Origin of the sequence: Ruegeria sp. HKCCD7296 (assembly GCF_013110775.1) — a bacterium.
Lineage (GTDB): Bacteria > Pseudomonadota > Alphaproteobacteria > Rhodobacterales > Rhodobacteraceae > Ruegeria.
The window spans coordinates 56,610-73,045 of the sequence record NZ_WVRF01000014.1 but is presented as its reverse complement, the minus strand read 5'-3'; the positions used below and the strand labels follow the sequence as shown (position 1 = coordinate 73,045).

General features: G+C 56.5%; 15 protein-coding genes. 8 read left to right on the top strand and 7 right to left on the bottom strand.

What is annotated here, in order from left to right; translation table 11 throughout:
* Positions 1 to 139 precede the first annotated feature (139 nt).
* On the top strand, positions 140 to 1,336 hold the full coding sequence (locus tag GS632_RS17040) for an NnrS family protein (RefSeq protein WP_171177152.1): 1,197 nt from the start codon (positions 140 to 142) through the stop codon (positions 1,334 to 1,336).
* A gap of 20 nt (positions 1,337 to 1,356) precedes the next feature.
* Here GS632_RS17040 and GS632_RS22200 read toward each other — a convergent pair whose 3' ends face one another.
* Together GS632_RS22200 and GS632_RS22195 are read right to left on the bottom strand one after the other, a co-directional pair.
* Positions 1,357 to 1,848, bottom strand: a complete 492-nt coding sequence (locus GS632_RS22200) for a Hint domain-containing protein (protein WP_253282814.1) — start codon at positions 1,846 to 1,848, stop codon at positions 1,357 to 1,359.
* 1 nt (position 1,849) lies between these two features.
* A complete protein-coding gene (locus tag GS632_RS22195) occupies positions 1,850 to 2,464 on the bottom strand; it encodes a Hint domain-containing protein (RefSeq protein WP_253282816.1) in 615 nt (204 codons plus the stop codon).
* A gap of 239 nt (positions 2,465 to 2,703) precedes the next feature.
* Between GS632_RS22195 and GS632_RS17030 the strand changes: the two genes are divergently transcribed.
* The 6 genes from GS632_RS17030 to GS632_RS17005 all read left to right on the top strand — a co-directional run bounded on the left by GS632_RS17030 (position 2,704) and on the right by GS632_RS17005 (position 8,125).
* Positions 2,704 to 3,153: a cytochrome c gene (locus tag GS632_RS17030; RefSeq protein ID WP_171722226.1), complete on the top strand. Its 450-nt coding sequence runs from the start codon at positions 2,704 to 2,706 to the stop codon at positions 3,151 to 3,153.
* 16 nt (positions 3,154 to 3,169) lie between these two features.
* Complete coding sequence (locus tag GS632_RS17025; protein WP_171177150.1) at positions 3,170 to 4,537, top strand: cbb3-type cytochrome c oxidase subunit I; 1,368 nt, start codon at positions 3,170 to 3,172, stop codon at positions 4,535 to 4,537.
* Positions 4,537 to 5,352, top strand: a complete 816-nt coding sequence (locus tag GS632_RS17020) for a CbbQ/NirQ/NorQ/GpvN family protein (protein WP_171094613.1) — start codon at positions 4,537 to 4,539, stop codon at positions 5,350 to 5,352. Before GS632_RS17025 ends, GS632_RS17020 begins: the two co-directional genes overlap by 1 nt.
* Positions 5,353 to 5,361: 9 nt before the next feature.
* Positions 5,362 to 7,287, top strand: a complete 1,926-nt coding sequence (locus tag GS632_RS17015; protein ID WP_171177148.1) for a nitric oxide reductase activation protein NorD — start codon at positions 5,362 to 5,364, stop codon at positions 7,285 to 7,287.
* Positions 7,284 to 7,832, top strand: coding sequence for a cytochrome c oxidase subunit 3 (locus GS632_RS17010; protein WP_171177146.1), 549 nt, complete (start codon positions 7,284 to 7,286; stop codon positions 7,830 to 7,832). The genes GS632_RS17015 and GS632_RS17010 overlap by 4 nt, the downstream gene beginning before the upstream one ends.
* An 83-nt stretch (positions 7,833 to 7,915) precedes the next feature.
* Positions 7,916 to 8,125 carry a nitric oxide reductase F protein gene (locus GS632_RS17005; protein ID WP_245223281.1) on the top strand — a complete coding sequence of 70 codons (210 nt, stop codon included), beginning with the start codon at positions 7,916 to 7,918 and terminating at the stop codon, positions 8,123 to 8,125.
* A gap of 56 nt (positions 8,126 to 8,181) precedes the next feature.
* Here the strand turns inward: GS632_RS17005 and hemA are convergent, their stop codons facing one another.
* Positions 8,182 to 9,405 (bottom strand): 5-aminolevulinate synthase, encoded by a 1,224-nt coding sequence (gene hemA, locus GS632_RS17000; protein WP_171235100.1) that lies wholly within the window; start codon positions 9,403 to 9,405, stop codon positions 8,182 to 8,184.
* 184 nt (positions 9,406 to 9,589) lie between these two features.
* On the opposite strand from hemA, the gene GS632_RS16995 reads away from it, so the two are divergent.
* Positions 9,590 to 10,282: a Crp/Fnr family transcriptional regulator gene (locus GS632_RS16995; RefSeq protein ID WP_171177140.1), complete on the top strand. Its 693-nt coding sequence runs from the start codon at positions 9,590 to 9,592 to the stop codon at positions 10,280 to 10,282.
* 175 nt (positions 10,283 to 10,457) lie between these two features.
* Here GS632_RS16995 and GS632_RS16990 read toward each other — a convergent pair whose 3' ends face one another.
* From GS632_RS16990 to GS632_RS16975, 4 genes are all read right to left on the bottom strand, one after another.
* Positions 10,458 to 13,763, bottom strand: coding sequence for an adenylate/guanylate cyclase domain-containing protein (locus tag GS632_RS16990; RefSeq protein ID WP_171238288.1), 3,306 nt, complete (start codon positions 13,761 to 13,763; stop codon positions 10,458 to 10,460).
* Between the two features lie 173 nt (positions 13,764 to 13,936).
* Positions 13,937 to 14,491 carry a thioredoxin family protein gene (locus tag GS632_RS16985; protein WP_171238289.1) on the bottom strand — a complete coding sequence of 185 codons (555 nt, stop codon included), beginning with the start codon at positions 14,489 to 14,491 and terminating at the stop codon, positions 13,937 to 13,939.
* 109 nt (positions 14,492 to 14,600) lie between these two features.
* The gene (locus tag GS632_RS16980) at positions 14,601 to 15,860 is read right to left on the bottom strand and encodes a TRAP transporter large permease (protein ID WP_171177133.1); all 1,260 of its coding nucleotides are present in this window, start codon (positions 15,858 to 15,860) and stop codon (positions 14,601 to 14,603) included.
* Complete coding sequence (locus GS632_RS16975) at positions 15,857 to 16,390, bottom strand: TRAP transporter small permease (RefSeq protein WP_171177131.1); 534 nt, start codon at positions 16,388 to 16,390, stop codon at positions 15,857 to 15,859. The genes GS632_RS16980 and GS632_RS16975 overlap by 4 nt, the downstream gene beginning before the upstream one ends.
* Between the last annotated feature and the right edge of the window lie 46 nt (positions 16,391 to 16,436).

The window sequence follows — 16,436 nt, the reverse complement described above, 5'->3', positions numbered from 1 at the left end:
TAAAATTAAAGCGTCGAAACGCCAATAAAACTTGACATTTTCACACATGTTTTAAGGGGGTCTTGATTTCTGTTAAGTCCGTGCACCTGCTGCTGCGATAGAGCTTGATCAACGGCAAGCGAGGCTATGGAGAGCAGGGATGTCTTCCGTAATTACACGCGTTTTCAGTGAGGGTTTTCGTGTCTTTTTCCTATTAGCGGGCCTTTACGGTGTATTCGCCGGCGTTGCCTGGGGCGTGTGGTTGGCTTCACTGGACGGGTTGTTGCCGTTTGTAAACCAAAGCTATGCCATGCCACCTGTTATGTGGCACGCGCACGAGATGATCTTTGGATATGCAACGGCAGCATTGGGCGGGTTTTTCTTGACAGCCGTCCCAAATTGGACCGGAGCGCCCGAGGCGCGGGCACGCTTTATCACTGTGGTGGCGTTACTCTGGATTGCTGGCCGGATTGCAGTTTGGTTTTCCGGTTCGTTGTCCCCCGTGACCGTCGCTTTGGTGGATCTGAGTTTCGTGCCTATTCTGGCGCTGAAGGTTGCAAGCCAGTTGATCCGACGTCCCAAGCCGCAGAACATTGTCTTTTTGTATCTTCTCGGTTTGATCTGGACCGCCAATCTTTTGATCCATCTGGATTGGATCGGGGTCACTTCGGACACCTTGATCACAGGCGTTCGGGCGGGCTTGCTTGCCATATGTTCGATGATTGCGATTTTAGGGGGTCGGATTACGCCTGCTTTTACTCGCAACGCAATGAAGCGGGAAGGTCAGCCCGAGGCGTCCTGGCCCGTTTCCGTGCCGCAAGTCGACAAGGCGGTGATGATCTTGGCCTTGCTTTTGCCTCTGCTCGTGCTGACATTTAACATAAGCCCGGTGGCGGGTGGTGTTGCCCTTCTGCTGGGCTGTGTTCAACTGGTGCGCATGGCGCGCTGGAGGGTTGGCTGGGCTCTGCGTAGGCCAATCCTTATCGCGTTACATCTGGGACTGAGTATGCTGGCATTGGGGCTGATTCTCTGGGGTCTGGCAACGGTCGGGTTTGGCAACGAGATCGGCGCGCTTCACATTCTGGGAATTGGGTGTGTTGGCGGTATGACTTTGGCCGTTATGAGTCGTGCCGCCTTGGGTCACAGCGGGCGTCCTCTGGTTGCGCCTTCTCCGATGGTGGTCGCATACGGTCTTATGGCGGCGGCGGCTCTGGTGCGCTGGCTGGGGTCAGAGCTTACAGGCGGCTACATGGCCGCCATGCTGGCGGCTGATGGCCTTTGGATTGCAGCTGTTGGGCTGTATGTCTTTGCGATGTGGCCTGCATTGACAGGACCTCGGGTATCCAGGCCAAGCTGAAAAACCCGATCCGGCCCGACCTAATTGTCAGAGATCAGTGGGCGTTCATTCTTGATATGGCGGAAAACGAGCGCGCGTGCGCGTCTGCCTTGTTCTGGAATGTGACGGGCTGGTTGAGGGACGTAACCCGGTTGCGCAAGCTCCGGAAACAGTTCAAGGATCTCGGCGCGACCATCTAGATGGATGCTGGCCAAAGCTTGTGTGCCGGTAAACAGGCTTTCGGAAGGTGCACCTTCGGCAAAGACGATCTCGTGCCGGTCGAAAAGAATGTGGTAGTAGACAACGTCTTGCGCACCTGTCTCAACCGTGATGCCGGGAATGCCAACAAGTTTGTGCGCCGGAAGCAGAACCTCTGCGCTGTCAAACATACGCACTGCAATTGGTGAACGCAGCATCATGCGGTGTTGTGGTGACACCACGAGATCTCGTTTGGGCAAGCCACTGCCAAGGCTTCCTGCCGCAATCCGAATGGGCTTCAGCTTGGGACGCGGGGCCAGATCCGCAGCATTCAATTTACGCGCTCCAATCCAGCGATTTTTTTTGCGATCCGTTATCCGCAGTTGCGACCAGATCGCCGACCCTTAGATTTTCGATTGAGACAGGTCCGTCCTGTGTCGTGATCTGTGTTCCTGCTGCGACGCAGGGAACATCGACAATCGCCGTAGGGTCAGACGTATCCGGTGCGTTTGTCGGGGTGACGTTCGATCTGACAAAGGAATAGTTCGTTCCGGGGACCAGCGGTTCTGAGGTGATGTATCCAACCAGATTACCTTCAACTTCGACCCGAAATACATCGATGGTGCCGCCGCCGGGTTTGGCGAGGCTATAAGATTCCTCAAGATAGATAGCGCCCGAATCTATCGTAACTGACCCATCAAGGTTGGTCACGACCCCGGATTGGGTCAGGTCGTCGCCGAATTCGTTGTTGAATCGATCGCCGTTAAAGTCGGTTCCGTTGTCTGGGTCGCCATTGACCAGTGTGCCACCGGCCGTGTCAGTTACGTCAAAGCCCCGACGGTCCGTGGCAGCATCATAGGTCCCGGAAAGCGTAATAGTGCCAGTGCTGAAACCGGTAAAATTGACCGAAATGACCCCCGGATCGTAGCCGATATATGAATAGTTCGCCATTGATTAACCCGTCACCTATTACTGCTGATCAGAAGCGTTGATTCACACTTCCGCCATTTCGCGCCGTACCTGTTATCATTGTATGAATTTAAGTCATTTTAGGGCGTATTTTGGTTTCCTGTCAGCAATTTCAGCCACCTGCGCGCGCTCAGTTTCGTGGTCTTGACTTTCGTTAAGGCACCGCTGCGCACCTCCCGCCATTGTGCAAATACTAGCTAATCTGCGCAAAGGAGAGCGCGATGCGAGAAGTCATGACAAAGAGCATGGCTCGCAACATATTCTGTGGCGGGTCACTGTTCTTCATCCTCATCTTTCTGGCCCTGTCGGCCCATTCGCACCTGTATATCGTTAACTCGGAAAACGCCGCCAAACTTGATGAAAGCGTGATCCGCGGCAAGCATGTCTGGGAAAAACACGCCTGTATCAACTGCCACACTATCCTTGGGGAAGGGGCTTACTATGCTCCCGAAGTGGGCAATGTGATGACCCGCTGGGGCGTTCTGGATGACCCGGAATCGGCCTTTGAATCGCTCAAGGGCTGGATGGAAGCACAACCGACCGGCATTCCCGGCCGCCGACAAATGCCCAATTTCAACCTCAGCGACGAAGAAATCCGTGATCTGACCAACTTCCTGATCTGGACGGACAATATCGACGCTCAGGACTGGCCGCCCAACGAGGCAGGCTGAGAAAGGGAACGGAGCAATGAAATACGAATCCCAAAAAATCGCCTACGCCTACTTCGCTGTAGCCATGGCCTTGTTCGCAATACAGGTGATCGGCGGCCTACTGGCCGGTTTCATCTATGTATTCCCAAACTTCCTGAGTGAGCTTCTGCCATTCAACATCGTGCGGATGCTGCACACCAACTCTCTGATCGTCTGGCTGCTGCTCGGTTTCTTCGGTGCAGCGTACTTCCTGATCCCGGAAGAGACTGAACGCGAAATCCATTCGCCAACGCTGGCCTACCTTCAGCTGATCATTCTTGTGGTCGGCACCTTGGGTGTCGTCGTCACCTATGTCTTCAACCTGTTCGAAGGCAACTGGTTGCTGGGCAAAGAGGGGCGCGAGTTCCTTGAACAACCCAAATGGGTCAAGGCGGGCATCGTCGTGGCCGCGCTCATGTTCCTTTACAACGTGTCGATGACCGTCCTGAAGGGCAAAAAGACCGCCATCTCCAACATTCTTCTGTTGGGCCTGTGGGGTCTGGCCTTGCTGTTCCTGTTTGCCTTCTACAACCCCGGCAACCTGTCCCTCGACAAGCAGTACTGGTGGTATGTTGTCCACCTGTGGGTGGAAGGCGTCTGGGAGCTAATTATGGCTTCGATCCTGGCCTACCTGATGCTGAAGCTGACCGGTGTGGACCGTGAGGTGGTCGAGAAATGGCTGTATGTCATCGTCGCCGCCGCGCTGTTCTCGGGCATTCTGGGGACCGGGCACCACTACTACTGGATCGGTACGCCAGCCTATTGGCAGTGGATCGGGTCGATCTTCTCGAGCCTCGAGGTGATCCCGTTCTTTGCAATGATGGCCTTTGCCTTTGTCATGGTCTGGAAGGGCCGCCGTGACCACCCCAACAAAGCCGCGCTGCTTTGGTCGTTGGGATGTGCCACGCTTGCCTTCTTCGGCGCCGGTGTCTGGGGTTTCCTGCATACGCTGCATGGGGTGAACTACTATACCCACGGCACGCAGATCACTGCCGCACACGGCCATCTGGCCTTCTACGGTGCTTATGTCTGCCTCAACTTGGCGATCTTCACCTATGCTATGCCGATCCTGAAAAACCGCGATCCGTATAACCAGGTGCTGAACATGGGCTCGTTCTGGCTGATGACCAGCGGTATGGTCTTTATGACCTTCGTCCTGACTTTTGGCGGAACCGTGCAAACGCACATGCAGCGCGTGGTTGGTGACTACTTCATGGACGTGCAGGACCAGATCGCGGTCTTCTACTGGATGCGTCTTGGTTCCGGTGTGGTTGTGGTTCTTGGTGCGCTGCTGTTCATCTACTCGATCTGGGTGCCCCGGAAAGAGGTCATTGAACCCGGCGCAGCCGAAACCCCTGCGGAGTGATGGATATGGACGGCTCCATGAAACTGAATGAGGGGGCGGCAAACGCCCCCTTCTACCTGCCCCAAGGCGATGAATGCGATGTGTTCTGCGCCGCGTATAACAACGACCTGCCGGTTCTGCTGAAAGGTCCAACAGGCTGCGGAAAGACCCGCTTTGTCGCTCATATGGCGGCCAAACTCGGCCGCCCGCTTTACACCGTGGCCTGTCACGATGATTTGGCCGCAGCCGACCTGATCGGGCGCTATTTGCTGAAAGGTGGCGAAACCGTCTGGGTCGATGGCCCCCTGACCCGGGCGGTGCGCGAAGGCGCGATCTGCTATCTTGATGAGGTGGTCGAGGCCCGTAAGGACGTCACCGTCGTCCTACACCCGCTAACCGACGACCGGCGTATCCTGCCGATTGACCGCACAGGTGAAGAGCTTGAGGCTGCGCCCGGCTTCATGCTGGTGGCTTCATATAACCCTGGATACCAGAATATCCTGAAAACCCTGAAACCCTCGACCCGTCAGAGGTTTATCTCGCTCGAGTTCGACTTCCCGTCGCCTGAAATGGAGGCGCAGGTCGTCGCTCAGGAAAGTGGGTTGCCGCTGGAGCGGTGCAAACCGCTGGTGCGACTGGCGAACAAGCTGCGCGGGCTCAAGGGTCAGGACCTTGAGGAAGGCGTTTCCACCCGTCTGGTCGTTTATGCCGCGACGCTGATTGCGCAAGGCATGTCCACCGACCGCGCCATCCTCGCCGCTATGGTTGAACCTCTGACAGATGACGAGGACATCAAACGCGGGCTCCTCGATCTTGTCACGGCTGTCTTTGGGTGAGGCCGGCCGATGGTCAAGATCGACTTTGAGCCATGGGAACCCGAAGAAACGATCGGGAAACTGTGGCACACCCTAGCCAGTCGCCTCGATGCACCCCAGGTGCATGAAGGAGCCGCGGTTGACCTGTCTCAGGTCGCGGGGCGGCTGGCTGTCCTTTTTCGAGGACTTGGGGGTAGTCCGGGCGTTGAATTGCGCCCGGTCTCACCCGAGGTTTCGCGCCACCGCCTAAGCTGGCGGCGCCGATTGGCGACTGAGGTCGAACTGATGCCCCGCGCATCGTTTGACGGTGAAGTGCTTCGGCTACCGGATCGCCTGGCTGTGTTCCCTGCGCGTGAAGCAAATGGCGCGCTTTATGTCTGGCTGGCCGCCGCTGCGGCTCATGCCGGAACCCGCATCGACGAAGATGACGCATTACGCGCTGACCTGCGCGCCCTGATCGCTGCTCAACACATGGTCGATGCAACATTAGATAACGCCCCCGGGCTCCGTCCGCTTTATACCGAGCTGTGCAAGGGCGTTCTGCATCACCGTAACGTTCCCGACCTGCCGCCCGATGAGGCAGCAGTAGAAGAGCTTGTCCGTCATATGCTGGGCGACCCTGCCCCTCTGTCTTCAAGAGCCGAACAGCTTTTGACTGCAGTAGATAACGACCTGTCTGCGCCGCGGGGCTATCAACATTTCCGCCCGGTTCCCCTGTGGCCCGAATTGCGGGCGGTTGGGTTTTCCGAACATAACGAGGTGGAAAACCCCGAGACTGAGGGCGAACCTGAAGAGTCTGGTGAGAAAACTCACCGGGCCCGCCGCCGAAAGTCCGATCAGGCCGAGCGCAGTGACAGTTTCATACTGCACAAATTCGAAGCGATCCTCAGCTGGGCCGAGTTCCTGAATATCAACCGCCGCATCGATGACGACGATCCTGACAATGCCAAGAAAGCCGCTGACGATCAGGAAGAGATCGGCTTGGGTCAGATCTCAAAAGCGCCGCCAACCAAATTGAAACTGCATCTGGACCTTGCGCCAGAGGATGTGAATCGCGAACGCTTATCTGGTCGGATTCTCTATCCTGAATGGGACGTGCGGACCGGGCAATATCTGCCGGATCACGTCAATGTTCTGCTTTCAGATGCCGATATCCGCGAAGACGCGGCCGAGTTTGGCAAGGATCCCGCAACTGCCCGCCGTATCCGTGCTGTGAAACGCCAGTTCGAGGCTCTGCGCCCTGGTAGGGTGATGACGCGAGGCCATCTGGACGGAGACCAGCTGGACATCGAAGCTGCGGTACGGGCCGAAACTGAGCGAATGGCGAGCGGCGAAGCAAACGAGCGCATCTGGATGCAATCGCGCCCGGAAGCCCGTGATCTGGCGGTGTCGATTCTGTTGGATGTCAGCCGCTCGACCGAAAGCGCGGTCACAGGTCGCGCCGTGATCGACATCGAACGCGAGGCTTTGGCCGCGCTTGCCTGGGGTCTAAACGCCTGTGGCGACGACTTTTCCATCCACGCGTTCAGTTCTTTGAAACGTCAACGTGTCTATGTGCAGCGCTGCAAGCGGTTCGATGAACCAATGGGGGCTAAGGTCGAGCAACGTATTGCCTCACTGCGACCGGGTCACTACACCCGGCTCGGCGCGGCGATCCGCCATTGCTCTGCCGATCTGGCCAGCCAATCCCGCAAGCGTCGGTTGTTGTTGGTTATTACAGACGGCAAGCCCAACGACCTCGACCATTACGAAGGCCGCCACGGTATTGAAGACACCTGCATGGCGGTACGTGAGGCGCGCCGTGCCGGGCAATCGGTTTTTGGCGTCACCATCGACAAAACTGGCAAAAGCTGGTTCCCACGCATGTTCGGGCAGGGCGGTTTCGCTGTCATCCCCGACCCGCACCGCCTGACCATGGCCCTGCCTCAAATCTACCGCCAGCTGGTCGGGGCATGAGCAACGCTTCCTTGATCGACGAATTACCTGGCGAGTTGCTGATGTGGGTTCTGATCATATCGGAACTGCTGGTCTTCGGTGCTGGCCTCATTGCCTTTATGGGCGTGCGACTGACCGATCCTGTGGGCTTTGCCGAGGCGCAATCGCATCTCTATCGCACCGGAGCTGCCTTCAACACTGCGGTGCTGGTCACGTCGGGTTACCTGGCCGCGCAAGCTCTGCACTGGCGTCGCGCCGCGGAACGGTTCAAGGCACGGTTTGCTCTAGTGGCTGCAGTTGCGTTGGGGATCGTATTCCTGGGTATCAAAGGTGTGGAATACGCAGGAAAGGCCGCACAGGGCATCACCTATGAAACCCACCCCTTCTTTCTGTTCTATTACCTTTTGACGGGCTTCCACGCCGCCCATGTTCTGGCCGGGGTCGGAATCCTTCTCGTGGTGGCCTGGCGCGACGATCCACGCAATATCGAAGCAGGCGCGCAGTTCTGGCACATGGTCGATCTGGTCTGGATCATGCTGTTCCCCGTGATCTACCTGCTTGGGTAATTAAAATGCCTGCGTGTTCATCTTTTCACAAATACTCCCGCCGGAGGCTCCCAAACGCGCTCACACGCGCGTGGTTCACCCTGTTGGCGCTCAGCCTAACATCGGCGCTGCTGACGCTGTTTCCGCTTGGACCTAAAATCGTCGGCGCTGGTATTCTGGGTCTTGCGCTGCTCAAGTGCCGCATCATTCTGGCGCAGTATCTGGATCTCGCGACCAGCCCGGCCTTGCTGCGTGGGTTTTCCGGGGTTCTGACGGGCTTTGCGTTGATCGTCTTCGTCCTCTATCTGCTCTGAACAAAAATGTGCCGCCCCGAAGGGCGGCAGTTTTTCAAGCAAAGGGGTGCTTTGAACTATTGTGCGGCCATTGGCATGCGCGCGATCTGACAGCGCTGCCACAGGGCTGAAAGCGCACCGACCAGATGGTCGATATCCTCGTCCGTATGAACCGGAGACGGCGTAATCCGAAGGCGTTCGGTGCCTTTGGGAACCGTGGGATAGTTGATGGGCTGAATGTAGATGCCGAATTCTTCCAGCAGCGTGTCCGAGATGAACTTGCATTTCACCGGATCGCCCACCATCACCGGGATGATGTGGCTGGGGTTGGGCAAATGAGGAATGCCTTCGGCATCCAGACGGGCCCGAACCTGCGCCACCCGCTGTTTTTGCAAGTCTCGTTCCGCGCTCGATTGTTTCAGATGCTGGATCGAGGCCGCAGCCCCAGCCGCGATCGACGGCGGCAATGCGGTGGTGAAGATGAACCCGCTGGCAAAGCTGCGGACGAAATCACACAGCGCGGCAGAGGCCGCGATATAGCCGCCCACCACACCAAAGGCCTTGCCCAATGTGCCTTCAATAACGGTCAGCCGATCCATCAGCCCTTCGCGCTCGGCAATGCCGCCTCCGCGAGGGCCATAAAGACCGACGGCGTGGACTTCGTCGAGATAGGTCATTGCGCCGTATTTGTCGGCCAGATCGCAAATCTCTTTGATCGGGGCAATGTCGCCATCCATAGAATAGACAGACTCGAATGCGATCATCTTGGGCGCGTTGGGGTCGGCGGCGGCCAATTTAGCCTCCAGATCCTCAAGGTCATTGTGGTTCCAGATCACCTTCTGCGCCCGTGAGTGGCGAATGCCTTCGATCATCGAGGCATGGTTCAACGCGTCGGAGAAAACAATCAGATCCGGAATTTTCGCAGCCAGCGTTCCCAACGCAGCCCAATTGGAAACATAACCCGAGGTAAACAGAAGCGCAGCTTCTTTGCCATGCAGTTCAGCCAATTCAGCTTCCAGAAGCACGTGGTCATGCGTGGTCCCCGAGATATTGCGCGTTCCGCCCGCGCCAGCACCGCAGCGGTCCAGCGCATCGTGCATAGCCGTGATTACCGACGGATGCTGGCCCATGCCCAGATAGTCGTTTGAACACCAGATCCGCACATCCCGCTGGACTGGCCCGTCGGTCTGCCGGGCGTTCGGAAAAGCCCCGCAACGCCGTTGCAAATCGATAAAAACCCGGTAATTGCCTTCGTTCTTCAAAGTATCGAGGCTCTGGCTGAAAAATCGCTCGAAGTCCATCTGACATCTCCCGGGATAACTGGCTTTGAGCAGAGCTTAAGTCAGCTGATCTGGTCGTGACATGACAATTGTCAAGTTTGGGGACAAGAATAGGGGTGGTACGCCGCAACGGGCTTTGGCATAGCATTGGTCAAGGTTGATCATTCGGGCGCTGCCCGGAACGGACAAACAGGGGGACGCCTGCATGCCACATGAGGCTCAAAAGGCAATTGCGCGCCAGTCACTGCTTTTGCGCAGCCTGCCTGAGCAGCATGTCGACACTTTGCTGCGTCAGGCCGTTTGGCGACAATACGACCGGGGTGAGACAATTTTTCTTCAGGAAGAAGAAGCAAAGGCAGTCCATGTTGTTCTGGCCGGTTGGGTCAAACTGTTCCGGGTTACTCCGACAGGTGCCGAAGCGGTGGTGAGCGTGTTCACCAGAGGCGACAGCTTTGGTGAGGCCGTGGCCCTGCGTGATGTGCCATACCCTGTATCCGCCGAGGCCGTGTCCCCCTGTGAAGTTATGCACATCCCAAGCCCCGTGTTGCTGTCGTTGATGCGAGAGGACGCGGAAATAGGTGTCTCAATTCTGGCGGCTACCTTTACGCATCTGCATTCACTGGTCGCTCAGCTTGAGCAACTCAAGGCGCAGACAGGCGCGCAGCGCGTAGCTGAGTTCCTGCTGAATTTGTGTGAAGTCGAAAGTGGCACCTGCGAAGTTGAATTGCCCTATGACAAGATGTTGATTGCCGGGCGTCTGGGTATGAAACCCGAAAGTCTGAGCCGCGCGTTTTCGCGTTTGAAAACAGTTGGCGTAAAGATCAACAGGAACCACGCCGATATCGCGGACATCGACGTTCTGCGTGATTATGCTGAAAACGATCCGAGCGAAAGATAGCGCCAACCCGGATAGGATTGATTGATCGGCTCTGTTCACAACAATGCAGGACGCATGGATCAGTGATCCAACCGTGTGGCGGCAGGTCTGTCTTTTGGTGACAGTAGTGACTGATTATTCTCGGTCGGGGCCACTCCTTCGCAAGCATCTTCACGCAAAAAGCAGGTGCCAGATCTTATGAAGGTCGCGTATTTTCGAGCAGAACCAAGGCGTCTGCGACATCTCTGTTTTGCGTGCTGCCGGTAATCGCGTCTAGTATGCCTTCGATGTCAGGGGGAACCTTGGGCGCACGCCCGCAGCGCTGACAGGTCCGCAGATAATCTACGGCCACGCGAAGCTCGAACATTCTGGCTTGCTGATCGCGCGCAGATTGCAGGGCGTGCGAAAACAGGTGGTCGGCTGGCTTGTCCGAGGACTGTAACAGCGCTTCGATTCGATCTGTTTCAGCCTGCGCCCACCCTTCATTGGTTAAATCTTGCTGCGCACGTGCTTCGTTCAGCAGGTCCAGCGCGGACCTTGAATCTTGCGCGTTCAAAGCAACCTCGGCCATCGCGGTCAGAAACAAGGGTTTGTAGTTTCCGGCCCCACTGGCCCACCAAGCCTCGGCTGCGTCGCGCATCACGCTGAGGGTGTCTGGGTTGGGATTTGTCTGTGCGTCTGCCCAACTGCGCCAGACATTGGCTGTTAAAGTCATAAACGGGAACGCATGTTTGACAGCCAACGCTTCCAGCTGTGCCACAACAGGATAGACCTGTTGGGGGTCGCGCCTCAGCAAATGAAGCATGCAAAGATAGGTCAATGTCTGCGCCATGCTGTGTGCATGTTTCAAATCCTGTGCCGCCGACACAGCCTGAAGCTGAATGTCAAGGGCACGGTCTGGCTCGCCGCGAAGCCAGACCGCTATGCTCAGAAAACAGGACGTAATGGCGGCATGATCAGTGCCATAGACATAGGCCAGTCGGCTGTGCTGTTCCGGATCATACAAACTCAGCGCCTGTTTTAGGTGATCACAAGCAGATTCCAGATGCCCGATATGCAGCAACACGGCGCCCATGGCCCGATGCGCGATCATGGTGTGATGCGATTCCTCGTCAAGTTTTGCCAGATCCAGCAATTGCGCTGCAGTGTCCTTGGCCAGATTGTATTCACCCCGCACCAAATGATAAGCGTAAAGGCCATTGAGAACCGGGAAAAGCTGTTCGGTTTCGCCCAGCCGGTTGCACAGGTCGCGTATTCGCGCGTAAGCGGCGCCCGTTTTATCGGCCGCAATGCCTGCAGTCGAACGGAGAACGCCTGCTCGCAGAACCTGAATGCGGGTCTCGTTTCGATCCCGGTCGACAGAGTCGTCCATCTTTTCAAGCAAGGCGACGGCCCGGCCCAATTGTGTCACCGCTTCGACCGCAGCCGACCGTTCGACAGAGCGTTGCCCAGCCAGATACCAATGATCGATCGCCTCCTTCGGCATGTCTGCCATCGTGTAGTGATGGGCAAGTATCTCGGGGCCGACTGCTGCGTCTTGATGTTTGGTCTGTTTCAATGCTTCGACCACGCGGGCGTGCAGCCCTCGCCGTTCGCGTTTCAGAAGGCTGTTATACGCCGTGTCGCGAATGAGGGCGTGACGGTAGGTAAAGGTCTGCTCTGGAACCGTGCCCGAGCTGTTCACGATGTCTGCCTCCACCAGCAAATCCAGACCTGCCCGCAACGCCCTTTCGTCCAACCGCGCAACCTGGGCGATCAGAGGAAACGAGAAATTTGGTCCGATCACCGCCCCTATCTGGGCCACTTCTTTGGCCGAACTCAGTCGATCTAGCCGGGCCATCAAGGCATCATGCAGTGTCTTGGGAACGGAAGATGAGGCCGACGCACCGCCAGCCGCTAAGGTGTCGGTGCCATCAATCAGAAAGTTGGTCTCAATAAGGTCCTTGGTGACTTCTTCGACATAAAGTGGAACGCCGTTGGAACGGGCCGCGATTACATCATAAGCCGCTTTTGGAACAGGTCTGCCATTGGCGACGCCGTCCACGATTTCTTTGATTTGTTCAAAACCCAACTGCTTCAAGTCGACATGAGTTAGATTTGAGGTGAAGGTCCAACCCGGATCAAAGCCCGTGCGATAACTCATCACCATCAGCACAGGTGCATCAGCGAGGCGTTCAACAACAAGGTCGAGCATCAATTTTGTTGTTGGGTCGATCCAATGCGCATCTTCGAACAGCACAAGCAGCGGAGTCTTCCCGGCTGTTTCAAGCAGATGATCCACCAGCATGTCCAGCGTCTGTTTCATCAACTGATCAGGCGTCAGATCCAGCGGACCCAACTGATCCTCGAATGGAACCGACAGAAGTAATGCAGCCAGTTTCAGCGTGAGGTCAGACGGTGCGCCAAACAAGCGCTTTAACTTGTCCAGTTTCTCCGTCGCGCTGTCGTCCACTCGCAATTCTGCCGCGGCCTCAAGCTGGCGAATGACGGGGTACAGTGCGCTGGCATCGTGATAAGGTGAGCATTGAAACCGGATGTGCTGGAACTTGGTTTCGGGAATCGATCGGCTCAGCTCTTCGATCAGGCGGGATTTTCCGATCCCTGCTTCGCCTGACACTAGCGCCACTTGACCATGCCCTTGCCGGGCCAAATCCCATTTGCTGTGCAGGGTTTTGTATTCAAGCGTTCGACCGACAAGCGAGCTCATCGCTGTGTCATCCGAGGCCATGAACCGGCTGAGAGTTTGGCGCGTACCGGTGACCTGCCAGGCTTCAACCTCTTTGGCGAAACCTTTCAACTGAAATGTACCGCGACGTTCATATTCAAACGTATCGCCCGCAAGCTCGTGTGTCGTTGGCGCAATGATTAGGGCGCCTGGGTCGGCCATGGATTGCAATCGCGCGGCGAGGTTTGGGGTTTCGCCCATCGCTGTGCCATCCTCGAACATCTTTTCACCACGCAGATCGCCAACGACGACCAGGCCGGTGGCGATACCGATACGCACCTGAAGCTGTGCGTGGGTCTGCAAGTTGGGGATTTCGCGAATGATCCGCAAGCCCGCGTGTATCGCGCGTTCGGGATCATCCTCATGCGCGTGAGGAAACCCAAAGAACACCATGATGCCGTCGCCATAATAGCTGGCGATATGTCCGTCATATGCGGCGACGGCTGCGGCGCAGGTTTCCTTGAACAGCCTTAAAACTTCGGCCAGATCTTCGGGGTCGAGCTGTTGCGACAACGGCGTCGAGCCCACAAGATCTATGAACATCACCGTCAGCTGCCTGCGTTCGGCGACAATATTGCGTTCGGGAACTGAACGTCCCTGCGTGCCTTCGCGGATGGCCTTCAAAAAGCGCCGTCTTGGACCCAACGGCAATCCAATTGTGATCAGGTCGTCATCGTTGAGTTCCGAGAGATCGCTCAACTCGATCTCATGCCGGGAAAAGGCGTCGGCATATTTGGATAAGCCGTGCTTGCTCAGCCAGTCTGAGATATCTGCCATGTGACCCCGCGAATGACTCAGACGCGACGATGCCAAGCTCTTCGCGTTTTCGTATGATCCCTAAGATCGGCGTCTGGGCCGCGCGGGACGATTGATCTTATCAAGAACGACAGGGCCGCGCGGGTCAAGAGTGTGTTGTGGCAACAAGGTACTGCACGTTCATCGCGTTGCTCCTAAACGCTTCCGTGGGTCCATTTGATCGAACAACCCATCGATGGTGTCTGATCCTGAGGGCCTTGGCCGGTTTCGGCGATTCGAAGCATCGCATCGACAAGTTCCGGCACGCGCGCTCCGGTTTCGCCGCGGCGCAGATTGTCCAGACGTCCACGGTATTGCAGCAAGCCATTTGCGTTCAGTCCAAAGAAATCGGGTGTACAGACTGCGCCATATGCTCGGCCAACGGTTTGTTCTTCGTCGACCAGATACGGGAAGTTAAACCCGTTTTCGCGCGCGAATTCCAACATTCTATCCGGTGCATCTTCAGGATAGTCGCGATAGTCGTTCGACATCACCGCCAAGACTCCAATCCCCTTTGACATTAACAGGTCCATGTCCTGCGTCAGCCGATCTGCCAGCGTTTTAACATATGGGCAATGATTGCAAATAAAGGCGATCAACAGTCCGTTTCGCAGATGATCGGACATCGTGAAAAGTTGGCCGTTGGGATCCTTCAGCGTGAAGTCCGGGGCCTTCCAGCCAAAATTGCAGATTGGGGTGTCTAGCAGCATGTTCTTCCCTGCGAGTGCTAAGAACGGCGTTAGGTTCAATCTAGCGGACAACTTTTGTAAAGTTTAGCGCAAGTTTTTCCTGTCGCGAAGATGAGCGTTTGGTTCCCCCTCAGATCAGCAGTGTCGACAGGCTGGGGAAATAGCTGAGCAAAAGCAGAACCAATGTCACCGCGATCAGGAAGGGCCAGAGCGATTTGAGGATTGAGCCCGGTGTGGTACCGCTCATAGATGAGGCGATGTACAATCCGATCCCGACAGGCGGTGTCAGCAGGCCAAGCACAAGGTTCAAACAGGCAACTATGCCGAATTGATAGGGGCTGATGTCATAGGACCCGGTTGCAATGGGCAGAAGGATAGGTGTGATCAGGATAATCGCTGCTATGCCGTCGATCACCATTCCAACCAGCAACAGAGCCAGATTTACAATCAGCAGAAATACAAAGGGGTTCGAGGTGACGGATGTGATCAAACCGGCCAGATGCTGCGGTATCTCTTCGTAGATAATGACCCAACCAAACACACTGGCGGCCGCAATCATGAACAGGATCATCGAGGCATTGGCAGCGGTGCGTTTGAACATCTCGGCTAGGTTTTTCGGTTTCAGATCGCCATACACCAACCAGCCCACTAGAAAGGCGATCAGGGACGCAATCGCGGCGGACTCGGTCGGGGTGGCGATCCCGAACAGGATGCCGCCGATGATCGACAGCGGGATCAGCAAGGCCGGAGCGGCGCTGATAAGGGACCGGAAAGCCTCGGCCCGCGTCATCCAGCGGCCTTTGGGAAACTGTTGCTGCCAACCAATCAAAGTGATGACCAGCGCGAAAGCACCAGCCAGAATTAAGCCCGGCAAAATACCCGCAATGAACATATCACCTATGGGGATCTGGGCCAGCACACCAAAGATCACGAACATCATCGATGGCGGAATGACCGGGGCCAATAAGCCACCAGCGGCTGTGGTCGCGGCGGCAAAGCCTTTGTCATAGCCTTCTTCATCCATCGCTGGGACCATAGCGCGCGACATCACCGCGATCTGTGCTGTGGCAGAGCCGATGATCGCCGCCATGAACATATTGGCCAGCAGGTTGATATAAGCCAACCCGCCACGAAACCCGCCGACAAACACCCGCGCTAGCGCGACAAGGCGTCGGGTCATTCCGCCCTCATTCATAAGCTCGCCGGTCAGCATGAAAAGCGGAATGGCTAAAAGGCCATAGTTCTCAAGACCCCCGAACATTTTCTGCGCGAAGCTGTCATAAAGAACAGTGTTGCCGCTTTCCCAGATGTACCAGATGGCGGTGATGGCCAGCACGATTGCCACTGGGACAGACAGAAGCAGGGTCGCCAGAAAGACGATGGGACTCATGTTAGCGTTCCCTTCGTAGGGGCGCTCAGCAAGTGCATGGTGGAATGCAAAGTTGCACCAAGCGCAAACAGCCACATGACAAGCCAGAACAGGTATTTTGGCAGGCCCAGGGTCAGTGTCGGCTCGGCATAGATGAAATTGAACGTCTGTCCTTGAAAAGCCAAGGTGTCAAAGCCGCTGAGCGCGATGTCCAGCGGCAGAAACCAGAGCCAACAGAACCACAGCATCGTGACGGAGAAGGCGAACACAACGACATCGACCGTCTTGCGGATTACCCGTTTTGCGTGATCCGGCACATTGTCGGAGAGAATGGAAATCGACACCGAACTGCGATGATGCAACGCGGCGGACGCGCCCAGAAAGGTCATCCAGACCATCGCGTAAATCGCCAGTTCATCGACCCAGAACAGGGCGTTACCCGCCGTGCGGGTGACGACATTCAGCAAAATCAAAACGGTTATGCAGACCGCCAGAAAGGCAGCGCACCACAATTCGACCCGCGCCAAGCCAGCCGACAGCCGATACAACATCGCTGTTCTCCCGAGAAAAAGGGCGCAGGATCGACCTGCGCCCTTT